Origin of the sequence: Dolichospermum sp. UHCC 0406, assembly GCF_009712025.1 — a bacterium.
In the GTDB taxonomy this organism is placed as follows: domain Bacteria; phylum Cyanobacteriota; class Cyanobacteriia; order Cyanobacteriales; family Nostocaceae; genus Dolichospermum; species Dolichospermum lemmermannii.
Map to the genome: position 1 here is coordinate 145722 of NZ_VILA01000004.1, position 15855 is coordinate 161576.

The 15855-nt window shown below is 38.9% G+C and carries 13 protein-coding genes; 11 read left to right on the forward strand and 2 right to left on the reverse strand.

The window, feature by feature from the left end:
- Positions 1–58 precede the first annotated feature (58 nt).
- Entirely contained in the window at positions 59–532 is a 474-nt protein-coding gene (locus tag FJR09_RS05450) for a DNA phosphorothioation-associated protein 4 (protein ID WP_168633477.1), read from the forward strand.
- Positions 533–567: 35 nt separating this feature from the next.
- Positions 568–1506 (forward strand): HNH endonuclease, encoded by a 939-nt coding sequence (locus FJR09_RS05455; RefSeq protein ID WP_148760504.1) that lies wholly within the window; start codon positions 568–570, stop codon positions 1504–1506.
- A 10-nt stretch (positions 1507–1516) separates the two neighbouring features.
- On the opposite strand, the gene FJR09_RS05460 is transcribed toward FJR09_RS05455, so the two are convergent.
- A complete protein-coding gene (locus FJR09_RS05460; RefSeq protein WP_168653173.1) occupies positions 1517–3115 on the reverse strand; it encodes a DGQHR domain-containing protein in 1599 nt (532 codons plus the stop codon).
- Positions 3116–3295: 180 nt separating this feature from the next.
- Between FJR09_RS05460 and dndC the strand changes: the two genes are divergently transcribed.
- The 9 genes from dndC to FJR09_RS05500 all read left to right on the forward strand — a co-directional run bounded on the left by dndC (position 3296) and on the right by FJR09_RS05500 (position 12722).
- On the forward strand, positions 3296–4921 hold the full coding sequence (dndC, locus tag FJR09_RS05465) for a DNA phosphorothioation system sulfurtransferase DndC (protein WP_148760508.1): 1626 nt from the start codon (positions 3296–3298) through the stop codon (positions 4919–4921).
- A gap of 210 nt (positions 4922–5131) precedes the next feature.
- Positions 5132–7120, forward strand: coding sequence for a DNA sulfur modification protein DndD (gene dndD / locus FJR09_RS05470; RefSeq protein ID WP_168653176.1), 1989 nt, complete (start codon positions 5132–5134; stop codon positions 7118–7120).
- 86 nt (positions 7121–7206) lie between these two features.
- The gene (dndE, locus tag FJR09_RS05475) at positions 7207–7602 is read left to right on the forward strand and encodes a DNA sulfur modification protein DndE (RefSeq protein WP_015079899.1); all 396 of its coding nucleotides are present in this window, start codon (positions 7207–7209) and stop codon (positions 7600–7602) included.
- Positions 7603–7617: 15 nt separating this feature from the next.
- Positions 7618–9147 (forward strand): AmpG family muropeptide MFS transporter, encoded by a 1530-nt coding sequence (locus tag FJR09_RS05480; RefSeq protein WP_015079900.1) that lies wholly within the window; start codon positions 7618–7620, stop codon positions 9145–9147.
- Positions 9132–9536 carry a hypothetical protein gene (locus tag FJR09_RS05485; RefSeq protein WP_015079901.1) on the forward strand — a complete coding sequence of 135 codons (405 nt, stop codon included), beginning with the start codon at positions 9132–9134 and terminating at the stop codon, positions 9534–9536. Before FJR09_RS05480 ends, FJR09_RS05485 begins: the two co-directional genes overlap by 16 nt.
- Positions 9537–9847: 311 nt before the next feature.
- Positions 9848–11191 carry an RNA-guided endonuclease TnpB family protein gene (locus tag FJR09_RS05490; protein WP_015079902.1) on the forward strand — a complete coding sequence of 448 codons (1344 nt, stop codon included), beginning with the start codon at positions 9848–9850 and terminating at the stop codon, positions 11189–11191.
- Between the two features lie 49 nt (positions 11192–11240).
- The gene (locus FJR09_RS24585) at positions 11241–11378 is read left to right on the forward strand and encodes a hypothetical protein (protein ID WP_168204386.1); all 138 of its coding nucleotides are present in this window, start codon (positions 11241–11243) and stop codon (positions 11376–11378) included.
- 18 nt (positions 11379–11396) lie between these two features.
- Positions 11397–11921 carry a GNAT family N-acetyltransferase gene (locus FJR09_RS05495; RefSeq protein WP_015079903.1) on the forward strand — a complete coding sequence of 175 codons (525 nt, stop codon included), beginning with the start codon at positions 11397–11399 and terminating at the stop codon, positions 11919–11921.
- A 42-nt stretch (positions 11922–11963) separates the two neighbouring features.
- Complete coding sequence (locus FJR09_RS05500) at positions 11964–12722, forward strand: HEAT repeat domain-containing protein (RefSeq protein ID WP_168653174.1); 759 nt, start codon at positions 11964–11966, stop codon at positions 12720–12722.
- A gap of 54 nt (positions 12723–12776) precedes the next feature.
- Here FJR09_RS05500 and FJR09_RS05505 read toward each other — a convergent pair whose 3' ends face one another.
- Entirely contained in the window at positions 12777–15773 is a 2997-nt protein-coding gene (locus FJR09_RS05505; RefSeq protein WP_015079905.1) for a diguanylate cyclase domain-containing protein, read from the reverse strand.
- Positions 15774–15855 lie beyond the last annotated feature (82 nt).

Sequence of the window (15855 nt, forward strand, 5' to 3'; positions counted from 1 at the left end):
TTGTAGTATTAGTAGGTTAGGTTTGGTTTATGATGTTAAGGGTGTATATTTTATAATTATGGCTGCAAATAGAATCAAAATTGCTCAGGATAAGGCTGAGTTGGTGAAGTCGTTACTAGCGTCTAAGGAAACACCGGGACTTTTCCAAACTTATGTGGAGGTGATGATATTTGCGGCAGCATTAGGAGTAAAGTATAAAAAAAGTGTTCCTCTGGGAGATACTACAAAAAGAGAGCCTTCTCCAATTCCACAAGAAAATTTTGCTTCACTGGGTTATGACAAAATTATCAAATTATTAGGAATTGTTGAGACAAGTGATATCCAAATACTTGCTTCTAGAGAAGATGTATATGAGGATAAACGGACTCAAGTATTTGAAGAGTATGCTAATGGGGGATTAGAAATATTACAAAGTGAATTGCGCGGAGTTGTTGATTATGAAATACAATTTCTATTGATTTTAAGAAAAGCAATAGATTATCAAGAAAATAATATAGAAGGAGAATTTAATTTAACTAGATTTTTAAAATAATCCATTTTGTTCGCGTTTTTATAAAGTAGTGAGATATGAATAGTCTTCGTTTTTATTGTGAAAAGTTTTCTAAGTTAAAAGTAAGTAGTAGCCGAAAACGTGGTAATGCTCAATATAAACCAATATTACTTTTAACCGTAATTGATTTGATTATGAAAGGAGTTATTACCAATAATCAAATTTTTGTCTCAGATGAATTAATTCAAGCTTTTAATAAATATTGGAATGTTATTGGCTCACAATCTTATAAAGGAGGTTTACACTATCCATTTTTTCATCTTCAAAATGAGGGATTTTGGCACGTACAAATAAAAGCAGGTTTTAATAATTTACAACCAAAAACAACTAACCAATTAAAACAGGCTGTTGAATACGCATATTTAGACAGTGAATTATTTAACTATTTACAAGATGAATCTTCTCGAAAAGAATTAATTGATGCACTTGTATCCGCTTTTTTCTCGGATAATGAAGATGAAATTGAAGAATTTTTACAAATTAATCAAACTTTTCAAGATTATCCAGAAGTAGAAAAACTAGATGATATTGAAAATTTACCTAACAACCCTAAATGGAGTTTAAAAAAAACACTAATTAGAAATGCCTTTTTTAGAAAAGCGGTTGTTTCTGTATATGATTGTCAATGCGCTTTTTGTGGTTTAAAAGTTACTAAAACTGGTAATCAAAATATTGTTGACGGCGCACATATAAAACCATTTTCTGCTTTTTATGACAGTAGAATACATAACGGAATAGCACTTTGTAAAAATCATCATTGGGCTTTTGATAGAGGTTGGTTTGCTGTTGACGATAAATACAAAATAATCGTTAGTAAAGAATTAGAAGAAGTATCTCCCCATGCTAGAACAATAACGGAATTTCATGGGGAAATACTCATATTACCGAAAGTAGAGAAATATTTTCCAGATATTGAAGCTTTACAATGGCATCGTCATCATATATTTCAGCCATAATTAGCTATTATTATAAAATAATCGGAAGTCCTACATCTTGCGGTTTTACCAATTTTCCATCAAAACCTATAGTTTGTTCTTCCATTGTCCTAGCATTAGCTAAAGCTTTACGTAAAGCCGTAACTTCCATTTTTTCAGTCATTCCTCCCAACATATAAATGAATAACTTCACAGCTAAATCTTTTCCTACTACCTGTACCCGCTTTTTATTGGGGTCATATAAAACCCCATACCATATAGATTGAGGATATTCCATACTACTAAAACCCCCTTGACGGTCAAATTTCTCCAACTTCTTAAAAATATCCGTCAAAGCAAAACCTTTTTTAAATACCAAAGTTCCCAAAGCTTGCGCTAAAGCAACTTGAGAAACTGGACGAAATAACATATTTCCCTCACCTCCGTCTTTTTCAAAATGGAAGCGCCGCAAAACAGTTGTATCTTCGTGTTCCAATATTTTATAACTGGGAAGATTAGCTAAATGATCAAAAAGTAGTCTAAAATCGGCAATTCCTTCCTGAATTTCTTCATTTTCTGGACGCATGGGAATTAACCCTTTTTCCAAAGGTTTCCAATGGGGGAACTTTTGTCCCAAATATCTTTCAGACATATCTTGTAAGGCTTGCAGAGTGGTTAAAACTGTAGAATTAGCGGCTACTGTGGCACTATTCCAATTAACACGGGGATTGCGATTTGGTTTTTGTTCTAAAAGTGGATGTGTAACCGCAATTTTTCGTGCTACAATAGCAAAACCATCATCTTCATTTAATTGTGCTAACTGACCTTTAGTTAAAGGTGCAGCCATTAAATTTACATGAACAAAAATTGATCTTACCCGTCGTTTTGCTTCTGTATGAGTTTCCCCGGTATTCACAGCACAAATAAATTCAATGCCAATTTTTTCTTTAGATAAACTTTGTAAATAAGCAGGTTCTACTTGATATTTCTCAATCAAATCAGATAAGGTAATAAAACTATCATCAGCAGTTTTATCCTTTTTATAACGTTGCAGTTTACCTGATTTAATTAACTCCATTAAACCTTGGACACCCATTAATCTATGCTGACCATCTAAAGCATAAATTGTCACATTGTCTTCAGAAATATTCAGTAAACCGACTTTACCATCTTTATCTAAAGGTATAAAATCAGTAGTCGCTTTTTTAGCTCGTCCTTGACTATCCCACTCCGCTGCTTTGGGGTTATCTACCCAAGGTTGATTAATTACCACCAACACAGCCGGAAATTTATGATTTTTCCTCGCTGCTAAATACTGTACTAACGGTGCTTGACGCGACCAATCAACAGGACGTTGTTGAATGTCATCAATACTATCAGCGTCAATTTCAATATTCTCTGTCTCTGGGTTGTACTTTTTTTGCAGCAGGGGTAAACCAGACGCAAAATGTACCCGTCCCGCGAACCATTCCAATGTCACAGAACCTACATAAGCCTCCGTACCACCCATTTCTGTTTTTTGGACAAGAATTTGGTCTTTTTTCTCTAAAAACCTGTCTAGCAGTAAAGCTAATACCTGTTTATCCTGATTTTCCCGTTCTAAATACTCGTTAGCGAGTTGATTATTGAGTGTATCTGTATTATCATTCATGTTAATTTTTGAAAACTTGGTGACTAAATCTTGCTTTATTGTCCAAAAAGATGGATACTAGGGATGCGATTTTTAAAAATATGCTGCACGCATAGCTTAGATTTATTTATATACTAGATGATTTCATGCCCCCAAAGGGAAGTATTGATTCTATGTTCATGTATCCACAGGTAAGGAAAAATGACTACAACACAACAGCCAGAAAATAAAAATCAGCCGAATCGTACTGTACCAGAGTTAGTGGAGTATATCCAAGCTTTGACGACAGAAATTCAAGAATTGTATTGTTTAGATGAGATACCTTGGGTAGTAGGCTATTCAGGTGGAAAAGACAGCACTGCTACTTTACAGCTTATTTGGAATGCAATTTCTGGACTTCCAGCGGAAAAAAGAACTAAACCAATTCATGTAATTACGACAGATACAGGTGTAGAAAATCCCTATGTTTCTGCTTGGGTAAAAAGCTCATTAAAACAAATGGAAGTAGCGGCTGAAGAGCAAAAAATGCCAATACAACCTCATTTGCTGCAACCAGAAACTAAACAAACATATTGGGCAGGTTTAATTGGTAAAGGCTACCCAGCACCGCGCAATAAATTCCGCTGGTGTACCGGACGGCTAAAAATTGAGCCTTCTAATCTTTTTATTCGTGACGTTGTGAGGGCTAATGGTGAAACAATAGTTATTTTAGGAACTCGCAAAACTGAAAGCATAACTCGCGGTTTGATAATGATGAAACGTGAAGCAGGTCGGGTCAGAGAGCGTCTTTGTCCTCATCCTAATTTGATAAATTCTCTACTTTACACACCTATTGAAGATTGGCGAACTGATGAAGTTTGGCTATATTTAATGCAGTTTTCAAACCCTTGGGGATATAGCAATAAAGATTTATTTACTATGTATAGAGGTGCAACAGCAGATAATGAATGTCCTTTAGTTGTTGATACTTCTACTCCTAGTTGTGGAAGTTCTCGCTTCGGTTGCTGGGTTTGCACATTGGTTAACAGTGATAAATCTATGCAAGCAATGATTCAAAATGATGAAGAAAAAGAATGGTTACAACCATTAGTGGATTTTCGTGCTGAATTAGATGTTGACCGTGACCGCGAAAAAAGAGATTTCCGTCGTATCTGGGGAGAAGTTCAATTATTTGAACGTAATGTAAATGGTGAAGCATCTATTGAACCTATACATGGTCCATATACAAAATATTGGCGAGAATATTGGTTAAGAAAATTATTAACAGCGCAAAAAGAAATGCGTGAAAATGCGCCCGAAAATATGCGCGATATTACCCTTATTTCTCAAGCAGAATTGAGTGAGATTCGCCGAATATGGTTAGAAGAAAAACACGAATTTGATGATAGTGTCCCCCGCATATACGAAGAAGTCACAGGAGAAGTATTTAAAGATCCTCGTCCTGGTGCAGATCAAAGCATACTTGGTAGTGATGAATGGGGAGTATTAGAAGAAATCTGTGAAGGTGACGGAATGCACCTAGAATTAATGGCCAGACTATTAGATACAGAAAGACAATTTAAGAAAAAAACTCGCCGTGTGGGTATCTACGAAAGCCTAGAAAAATGCTTTGATACAAGTTCCCGTTCACCAGAAAAAGCGATCGCAAATGCCCATTTAAAACGGGATTTACGACAAGCAGCATTAGAAGGTGATGTTGCGACAATTCGGGAAAAATTCAAACAATTAAGTTTAGGAGATACCGCCGAAAAACAAGAGAGTAAACCACAAACTTGGGCTAACTTCAAATATGCACAAAAGAACCCAGATGATAACCCAGACCAATAGAATATCCTCCCCACCCTCGTTCCTAGCCTCTGGCTGGGAATGCCAATCTTGAGGTTCTACCTCAACTCATTATAACCGAGGCAGAGCCTCTTGACAGCATTCCCTGTCAGAGACAGGGAACGAGATAAATATCTCCTTTCTCTCTTTCTCTGTGTCCTCTGTGCCTCTGTGGTTCGTTTAAAAAAACTAGAATACCCAACCCAAAAACCCATGATCTTCCTAGAATTAGTCCTGCAAAACTTCGGTCCTTATGCTGGAAAACAAATCATCAACCTCAACCCCGAAATTGACGAAGATAACGCCCGCCCAATTATCCTTTTAGGAGGAATGAACGGCGGCGGAAAAACCACCCTCATGGATGCCATTCGCCTTGCATTATATGGACAACGCGCCCAATGTTCAACAAGAGGAAATCTGAGTTATAGTGATTTTTTAACCCAATGCGTGAATAGTAAAAGTACCCCCACAGAAAAAACCAGAATTGAATTAGTTTTTGAACATATCGAAGAAGATAGACCAATAAAATATCGCGTTGTGCGGACTTGGGAAAAAAATCCTAAAGACGGAAAAGACCAATTAGGAATATTAGGAGATGATGAAACATGGCCAATTGATTCATTAGTAAATATTTGGGATGAATATATAGAAAATATTTTACCTTTAGGCATTTCCAATTTATTTCTCTTTGACGGTGAACAAGTTAAAGAACTTGCAGAACAGGAAATACCCCCGCCCATAGTTGTAGATGCGATTAACGGACTTTTGGGTTTAGAATTAGCTGATAAATTGGCAATTGATTTAGAGATATTAGTAAATCGCAAAAAACGAGAATTTGCAGATACAAAAGATTTAGAAAAATTAGCAGAAATTGAAACCCGACTTCAGGAAAAACAGGCAGAATATGAAAACAATCAGATAAAACTAGCAGATATAAATATTCAAGTTACAGAATTAGAAAAAGTTCATGAAGAGGCTTTAGATAGATTTGTGAATGAAGGTGGTAAAATTGCTGCTGAACGTAGTCAGTTAGAACAACAAAAGGAAGAGAAAATTAAAGTTGCGAATAATGTCCGTGAATCTTTGTGTGAACTAGCTGCTGATGTTTTACCTTTAGCCTTAATTAGTCCTTTATTATCTCAAGTGCAAAGACAGGGAGAAAAAGAACTGAAAACTCAACAAATTCAATTAGCGAAAGATGTCTTAATTGCTAGAGATGAAAGATTATTGAATTGGCTACAACAATTAAATCTAGAAAATAATAAAGTTACTAATATTCAATCTTTTTTAGCTGAAGATATCAATAACTTATATACCAATAACTTATCAACAGAAAATAATTGGTTAAATGGAGATGAAGAAAGTTTAAGTTTACTTGACAATATAACTTATCGTTTACAGGTTTCCCAAAACACCGCCCAAAAGCAATTAGATGAATTAACTAATTATGAAGAAGAAATTCTCACCTTAGAAAGACAAGTACAAACTGCGGCTGCACCCGAAGAATATACAAAACTACAAAAAGCAGTAAAAGAGGCACAAACTGAATTTAATAAAATTAAATCTCAGTCAGACATAATGACTCAAAAACTGATAGAATTAGATACAGAAACCAAAAAATTGAGACAAGAACTAAATGAATATACTGTACAAAATATCAAATATCAAAATAGTGAACATATTATTGATTCTGCATTAAAAGTTCAACAAACATTAAAAGTATTTCGAGAAAGATTGACTTTGAGAAAATTGAATAAATTAGAAGAAGAAGTCAAAAACTGTTTTCTATATTTATTACATAAATCAGACCTAGTACATCGCATAGCTATTGATAGTAAAACCTTCGGCTTATCATTATATGATTTAAACGGAAAACAAGTCCCCAAACATCGGCTTTCCGCCGGTGAAAAACAACTATTAGCGATCGCATTTTTGTGGGGATTAGCCAAAGTATCAGGAAGACGCTTACCCATAGCCATAGACACCCCATTAGGAAGACTAGACTCCTCCCACCGCAACAACCTAGTAGAAAGATACTTTCCCTCAGCCAGCCATCAAGTAATCCTCCTTTCCACTGACACCGAAATCGGCAAAAAAGAATATCAAAACCTGAAAGAAACCGAAGCCATAGCCCGCGAATACCTACTCCAATATAACTCCAACAAAAGAGAAACCACAATCAAAGCCGGTTATTTTTGGTAAACTCCAACTCCTCTTAATTTCTTCCTTTGCGTCTTTGCTCCTTAGCGCCTTTGCGCGAAACTCAATTCATATTTTTTACCAAAATCATGGAATCACCAATAGAAAGAATCAAACTCTCCCAAACAGCCAAAGAACAACTCCTCAAACTCAAACGCAGCACCAAAATAGAACAATGGAACATATTATGTCGGTGGGCGTTTTGTCGTTCCCTAGCAGAAACCGCTGCACCTTCCCCCGTACCTATCCCCCAAGATAGCAACGTCGAAATGACATGGCGGGTTTTTGGGGGAGAAATGTCCGATATTTTACTTTTAGCCCTCAAACAACGCTGCTACAACGACGGATTAGATACAGATAGAGAAACCCTAATTACGCAATTTCGCTTACATTTACATCGAGGTATTGGTTACTTAGCCGGAGATCAGAATATTAAGAAAATTGAAGATCTAATTGAACAGGCCACAAAAAAAGTAAAATCCTGATTTTGCACTTATTGTATGAAAGAAATTCAAGCACTCCGACAGGCCTTCCAAAGCCAGAAAATGGGTGCTTTATTATTACTAGGTTTTGCATCAGGTTTACCACTATTCCTCACGAGTAGAACCCTACAACTATGGATGCAAGATGCCAAAGTTGATATTGCCAAAATCACCTTATTTGGTTTATTAAGTTTACCTTATTCCTTAAAATTTCTCTGGTCGCCGCTATTAGATAGATTTACACCACCATTATTAGGTGGGAGAAGAGGTTGGTTAATTATTACCCAAATTGGGTTAGTATTAGCGATCGCTGCCCTTGCCCTTCAACAACCAGCCCAAAGCGAACAAGTATTACAAATCCTCGCCATCAATTGCCTGATTATTACCTTCCTCAGTGCCACTCAGGACATCGCTGGTGATGCCTACCGGACAGACATTTTAAACCCCCTAGAGGCGCAACCAGGGGCATCTGTGTGGGTATTAGGCTACCGGATCGCCCTATTTATTACCAGTTCCCTCGCCTTAGTGTTAGCAGATTATCTACCTTGGAATGTAGTATATTTGCTCATGGCAGTGATTATGGCGGGAAGTATATTTACTACTTTGTGGTCGCCCGCAGAACACAAACTACAAAATAAAACACAACTAGCCCCCATTTCTGGAAAAGACGTGATTTTTATAGTCATGATCACGTTACTAGTAGCAGGGTTAATAGCTGGCGTTTTTGTCGGCTTCATTCCCCAACCTGTATTTTATTGGTTATTAGCAGGATTATTAGTGGCTTGGATAACGACATCCGTATTATTACCAAACTCCCTCCTAAATGAAGTTAGCGAAGATAGTCCACCTGAAAACTTACAAACAGCTATTTTCCTACCTTTCAAAGAATTTTTTCACCGCTTTGGTATCAAACAAGCGAGTTTAACACTAGGTTTTATATTACTTTATAAACTAGGTGATTCCCTCGTCGGCATCACAGCCAACTTATTTCTGAGAGAAATAGACTTTACCAAAACCGAAATCGGCGCAATTCAAGCTGGGATGGGATTTCTTGCCACCACTGTCGGCGTATTAGCTGGGGGTGTGATCATGACCAAAATTAACTTAAATCGCAGTTTGTGGGTATTTGGGGGGCTGCAATTATTGAGTAACTTAGGTTATTATGCCCTAGCGATAGCTCCGCGCGCCGAAGGCATCGCTGATAAAAAAGATTATTCCCTGTTAGTCATAGCCGTAAACATTGAAAACTTCTCGGCTGGATTAGTCACAGTCGCTACAGTCGCCTTTTTAATGCGTCTCTGTAACCACCGATTCACAACCACCCAGTTTGCGTTATTCTCCAGCCTCATGGCCATTAGTCGAGACGTACTTTCCGCACCCGCAGGAAGTTGGGCAAAAGCCACAGGTTGGCCGACATTTTTCTTACTTTCTCTTGTGGCGGCGCTACCTGGTTTGCTACTATTACCTATTGTTGCCCCTTGGAATCCCAAAGTATTGGCAGCAACTAGACCAGGACTAGAAGAAGAAGATATATGGGAACACAAGTAGTTATTCTGGTCGGTACATTCGTTCTGATAGTCACAGGTCTATTACTGGGCTATGTCCTCTCACAATTAGTTTTACAAAATCTGGCTTTTAATTTCCTCACACTCTTGGGAACTATTAGCTTGATTCTAATTTTTGGGACACTTTATTACGTATTATTTTGGCAACTGCGCCGTGAACCGCTGCAAGTCATCAGTCCCACCATCCCCAACCAACCAGATGAAGAAGTTACTGGTAACTACCTCAAGAATCGCCTGATCGCTAGATTATCTGGAGACGTTGCGGCAGCCGAAAGACTAATTGAACAAGCCAAACAAAATGTTCCGGGAATGCCAGAAAATTGGTACTGTGAAAAAGTCTTAAATGAATTAGACCAGGATCAGCAATCATAGAACCTCGCGGTAAGTGGGAAACTCAGACACTTTAGTGCTGAGAGGAAAACGGCACGAGCGGTTTTAACCGCTGTGGTATTTTCTACTCTAGCTTGTATTCTCTGATCAATCTTTGCGTAGCCGATGACTGAGACACTCCCCAGTTTGCGGCAATTCTTTCTAACTTTGCCTTATCTTCGTCAGACAAATAAATAACAGTTCCTTTTTTTCTAGACATACACTCAATCTGCTATTAATATGATATGATTATATTGTCACAGCATTGGCGGTCGAAACAATGTCTAAACTCAATGTCTAAACTCAAAAAGTCAATGGGAGTACAGGAGATTTTGTTGTCTCCCGATCATGAAACAAAAGCGGTATTAGATTATCTCTGTCAGCAGTCAGGGAAGTTGTACAACAGCGGTATTTATTTCGCTAGACAAACTTTTTTTAAAACTGGAAAGTTGTTAACGGGTAAATTTGATTTAGCTTACGAACCTTCAGTTTCTAAAACTATGGTTGCGAAATCTTTGCCTTCTACACCCGCACAACAAACTTTATTGTCTGTAATTGAGGCATTTAAATCATTTAAAGAATTGCGTTCTTTGTTTCTTAAAGGACAATTACACTTTCAACCCAAAGTACCCGGATATCTAACAAGTTCTAAACTTTTTAAAGTCGCCTATCCTAATAGCGGTGGACAAAAACCAACTCTAGTTAATGGACAACTTAGATTTTCGTTGGGATTAACAGTTAAAAGATGGTTTGGAATTTCTGAATTTTTTCTACCAATGCCGTCAAATTTAAACATAGCAAATGTTAAAGAGTTTACTATCATACCTAAAAATGGTACTTTTTATTTAGAGATGTCTTACGAAGTTGAGAAACAACAGCATGATTTAGACATTAATCAAGCTCTGTCTATTGACTTGGGAACGGCTGATAATTTAGCGGCTTGTGTTGATACATTGGGTAATTCCCTATTGATTGATGCCCGGTCAATGAAAGCCATGAATCAGCTTTGGAACAAGAAAATATCAACAAGAAAAGAGGGGAAATCAGAAGCTTATTGGGATGCTTGGTTAGACCGTGTAACCCGTAAACGTAACCATCAAATGCGTGATGGTATTAATAAAGCAGCGAAACTAATTATTGACCATTGCTTAAAATATGGCATTGGCACATTAGTAATTGGTTGGAACGAAGGCTTTAAATCTAATGCCACCATGGGTAGAATCAATAACCAAAAGTTCGTTCAAATGCCTTTGGGTAAACTCAAAGATAGGTTGAAACAACTTTGTGATTTGCACGGTATTAGATTTCAAGAAACTGAAGAAGCATATACGTCAAAAGCTAGTTTTCTAGATGGAGACTCCCTACCCAAGTATGGCGAAAAGCCAGAAGGGTGGAAAGCATCAGGAAAGCGTCTTAAACGTGGCTTATATCAGTCAAGTAATGGCTCAATAGTTAACGCCGATTTAAACGGCAGTGCGAATATTTTAAAAAAAGTAGCCAGCAATCTAAGCTTAGACTTAGGCTTACTGGGTAGACGGTGTTTGACGACCGTAGCGAGAATCAGGCTTTGGGTGTTACCCAAGTCTATTCTGTCCGCAGAATCTCAGTGGCTTGGCTCCCTGAGAGTGTCAAAGCCATGCTTTGCTAAACCCAAATAATTGCTAGAATCAGTTCAATAACTTCTGCTATTTATTTACAATCAACAACATGGCTATTCTTCGTCAATACATCGCCCCAATGCTGGCAATCTTGATATTTACCTTTGCCTTAGTAGCAGTCAGCGCCCGCATCTTTTTACCCTCCGATATGGCAGCCCCTGCCCCCATTGGGATGATAATCAAGTAATTGGGGAATAGGTCTATTGTGAATTTACTTCCAGGCTATTCTTTTCGCCAAGGTTCTACTCTCGATAAAGCCCTCTTGGTTAAGTTTATGCAAAGGAGTTACCAAGAACAATTCCCTGATCAAGATTTTTCCCACTTGGCACATACAGTTGAGCAATACTTCTGTCGTGATACCCCTGTATGGTGGGTTTATGAAGAGGCAGGGGAGGTAGGGGAGGTAGGGGAGGAAATTATTCACCAATTACCAATTACCAATTACCAATCACCCGTAGCTTGTTTATGGGTGGGGAATGCGATAGATCAGGTTAGTGGCGATCGCCATCCGCACATCTTTCTCCTCTATGTCATCCCAGAATATAGACACAGAGGCATTGGTAAAGGATTGATGGCTTATATAGAAGATTGGGCTACACAAAAAGGTGATCGCCAAATCGGACTACAAGTATTTCAATCAAATACACCCGCATTAAATCTTTATCATCAACTTGGTTATCAAGAACAATCCCTCTGGATGGTAAAATCACTTGAGTTAGGGAACTCTTAACAGGGAACAGGGAACGGGGAATAGGGTTACAGTGAAATAATTATGTACGACGAATACGAACTCAGCCTACTCGATACCGAAGCGGAGCTAGGAAGCCCCTTAGATAAAATAGAACCACTTGCTGATGAATCAGAAGTGGAAAAACCTGATCCCGAATTAATGCTGGTACTTTTAGAAAATCCCCAGCCTCAACAACGGATGTTAGCAGCGCGTGCTTTTTGTGATATTCAAGATGAACGGGCAACACCTTATCTCATCCATCTTCTAACAGATAATTGTCCCCTAGTGCGAGTCAGTGCAGCCTACGGTATTGGCCGCAACCCCGCCAAGGAAGCCGTAGAACCGTTGATTATGCAACTTAACCGCGATTTTAATGGTTATGTTCGTAAAGGTGTAGTTTGGGCTTTGGGTAATTGCCGCGATCGCCGTTCCTTAGCACCCCTCGCTAATGCCCTGAGAACCGATATTCCCGCCGTCCGTCTCTGGGCAGCCAGCGCCCTAGCACAGATGACAGAAGTAGGTTATGAAGCCATCGTCGGCGCAATTCCTGCCCTAATTGAAGCCTTAGTTACAGACCCCATCGCCGCTGTGCGAAGTAACTCCGCTTGGACAATTGGCCAGCTTTGTAAAGAACTACCATCTAACGTCGTCTATGCCACAGCTATAGACGCATTAATCCAAGCTTTTGCCGAAGATAAAGACTTAGGAGTGAGAGCAGATACCAAAGCCTCACTTCTAGGCGTAGGAGATCCTCGCGGTTTACAATTAATCGAAACCCTCGAACAAGAAGGATGGTTTTAGGAGGAATCAGGAGTCATTAATAAAAAATCATCAAAATCATCAAAATCCCAAAAATCACAGTACAGACTGATTGCGTCCCTGTTGTTTAGCTCGATAGAGTGCTTGATCAGCTTGTTCAATCAGGTTTGATGGTGATAATTCGGAAGTAGGTATCAAACTGCTAATGCCGATACTAATAGTAACTATATTACTTACTTTCGAGGCTTGATGAGGAATTGCTAAATCTTGAATTGCAGTATGAATTCGTTGAGCGATCACCATCGTCCCATCAATGTCCGTATTGGGTAAAATAACCACAAATTCTTCCCCACCATAGCGAGCCAATAAATCCGCCGGACGGAATATAACCTGTTGTACAGACTGAGCAATTTTAATCAAGCATTCATCCCCTAGTAGATGACCGTAGGCATCATTATAGCGTTTAAAATAATCAACATCAAATAACAATAAAGATAAAAATTCCTGTTCTCGGTATAGTCGCTGCCATTCTTGCTCTAAACGATGATCAAAACAGCGACGATTGGCAATTTGCGTTAACCCATCAATATTGACTAGTTTTTCCAGTTCCTGATTTGCTAATCTGAGGTTATATTCTGCTTCTCGCAAAGCTAATTCTACTTTTTTGCGTTTGCTGATATCTTGGGACGTTCCTAAAGTTTGCTTTAGCCTACCATCCGCAGTTCTAGAAAACACCATATCTCGACTATAAAGCCAACACCATTGCCCTTGAGCATTCTTAACGCGATACTCTACTTCCACGAACTCACGATCTTGCAGACTATCAAGCTGTTGCATGGACTGATAGACCAGATATAGATCATCGGGATGACAAATAATAGGAAACAAGTTAGCTCCCATGGACTGAATCGCTGTGGCAGAATAGCCCAATATTTCGGCAACAGAACGATTTATGTAAACATTACGCTGTTCGATATGGTCGTAAATATACAGTAGGTTTGGCGTTAGTTCTGTAATCTGTTCAATAAAATGCTGACTCGCTCGCAGTTGATCTTCTATTTGTCTGCGCTCAGTCATGTCTTGGGTTGTGCCAAACAGCCGAATCACTTGTCCTTGGGCATTGAGTTCGGCCTTGCCTCTAGCTTCTGTATACTGAAAAGAGCCATCTGCCTTGACAACCCTCAGTTCCAATTGATAGGATTCTCCTGTAGAGAGCGATCGCTCAACTGCCTGGTGTAACTGTTCGGCATCTTGGGGATAGTGAAGCCGGAGAATTTCTTCGTAAGTAGGTTCACCCAGTGTCTGGTCACGTCCTAAAATCTGGAATAGCTGAGTAGACCAAGTAATTTTACCTGTGATCACATCATAGTCCCAGTTACCAATGTGAGCAAGCTGCTGGGCTTCTAACAACATAGCTTCACTTTTGTGCAAGGCGATTTCTGTCTGTTTGCGTAAACGAAGTTCATCGTAGAGATCGCTAACATCTCTGATGACACCAATCAGACAATCCTGTTCACCCAAGTATTGCACCTTAGCTGAGATGAGAACGGTTTTAGTTTGCTGGGATTGAGTACAAATTACCAGTTTAAAATTGACGATACTGCCTTCATTAATTAGTCTCTCTTTGAAGTGGTGTAAATTCTCTATATTCTTCCACAATCCTAATTGCTCACTGGTTTTGCCAAGGATATTTTCTGGTGTATCTCCCCAAAATTGGCAAAAACTTTCATTAACATTCAAAAATTTTCCTTCTGCTAAGGTGGCAATCCAAACAGGGTCAGGAGTAGTATGAAAAATGGTCGAAAATTTAGTTTCTGATTCCTGAAAAGCTTTTTTGACTTGAGTGGACATCTGGTTAAAGGATGTTGCTAAAACCTTGAGTTCTGCAATTGTTATATCTTCAGATAAAGACTCTTGCCATACTCCTTTGGACATAGCTTGACTAGCTCGACTCAAGCGTAAAATTGGTTTAGCTATCCAGTTTGCAGTGAAACTACCCGTTCCCACAGCAATTAGCAGTGATAAACTACAGATAATCAGGGTTCTGTGGGCATTAGCATGAATTTCTGCCATAAATTCCGATTTCGGAATCACCGTCACCACGAGCCAATCTAAGCCGTAATCGTCGCGGTATGGTGTCACTCTCACAAAGAGTTTTTGTGACAAAGACGGGTGAAAAAGTTGGGTTTTGGAGATAGCTTGCAAATTGCCAAACCGCTGGATTAAATCCTGAGTTATGTCACGAATCACAGGTTCACGGCTATGCAGGGCTTGTAATCTTGTCGCTTTGCCATTGACAGTAGGGGCAGAAGATTCACCTTGGGAACTAGCAACAATCAACCCTGATCGCTCGATAATAAAAATATGACCTGATTTTCCATAATCCAGTTTTTTCAGAAATTCACTAATGTGCGAAAGTTCGAGATCAATACCAAGTACACCTAATAATCCTTTCTGCTGGTCATAAACTGGAGTGCTGGCGGAAATGCAGATGCGACCAGGTACATTTGCCCATGTATAAATAGAACTCCAAATCGGTTTACCAGCTTTGGCCGCATCTAAGTACCAGGCAGCATTATTATATTGCGGGTTTTTGAGAGTAGCTACTAACTTGAGGCGATTTCCTTGGTTATCTACTGAGTAGCTGAGGCTTTTGCTTTGGTCCGATATGGGAATTTCTCCAATGTCGAATTTATTACCCAGCCCATAACCAGCACCGATAAATCCTCCCTCTTTAGTGCCAAAGTTAACATAGGCAAAATTGAAAGATCGCACCTGACGATAAAAATATTTTCCCAGGGCGTTAAAATCATTTAAATCTAAGACTCCTGACTCGAAAGCATCTATATTAGTGCGGTTGATTTCCTGGGCTTTGCCTAAATAACTATTTAAATGTTGTTCAATGCGATTATCTACCTCGGTAATTAATTGATCTGCTAGACTTTCCACAGCCTCCTGTCCACTACGGTAGGAAAAATAACCCACCAGTGTTACTACCACCACGGTTTGCAAAACAAATGGCACTATCAACAAGGTTTTTAGCGGGACTTTGATGAATATTTTAGCGAACCAATTAAGAGAGGGAGAATTCATAAAACCTCGCGGTAAGTGGGAAACGAGCCGCCCAAACCCTCTTCACTCTTGCCTCTTGCCTCTTGCCTAGTGCCATAACGAC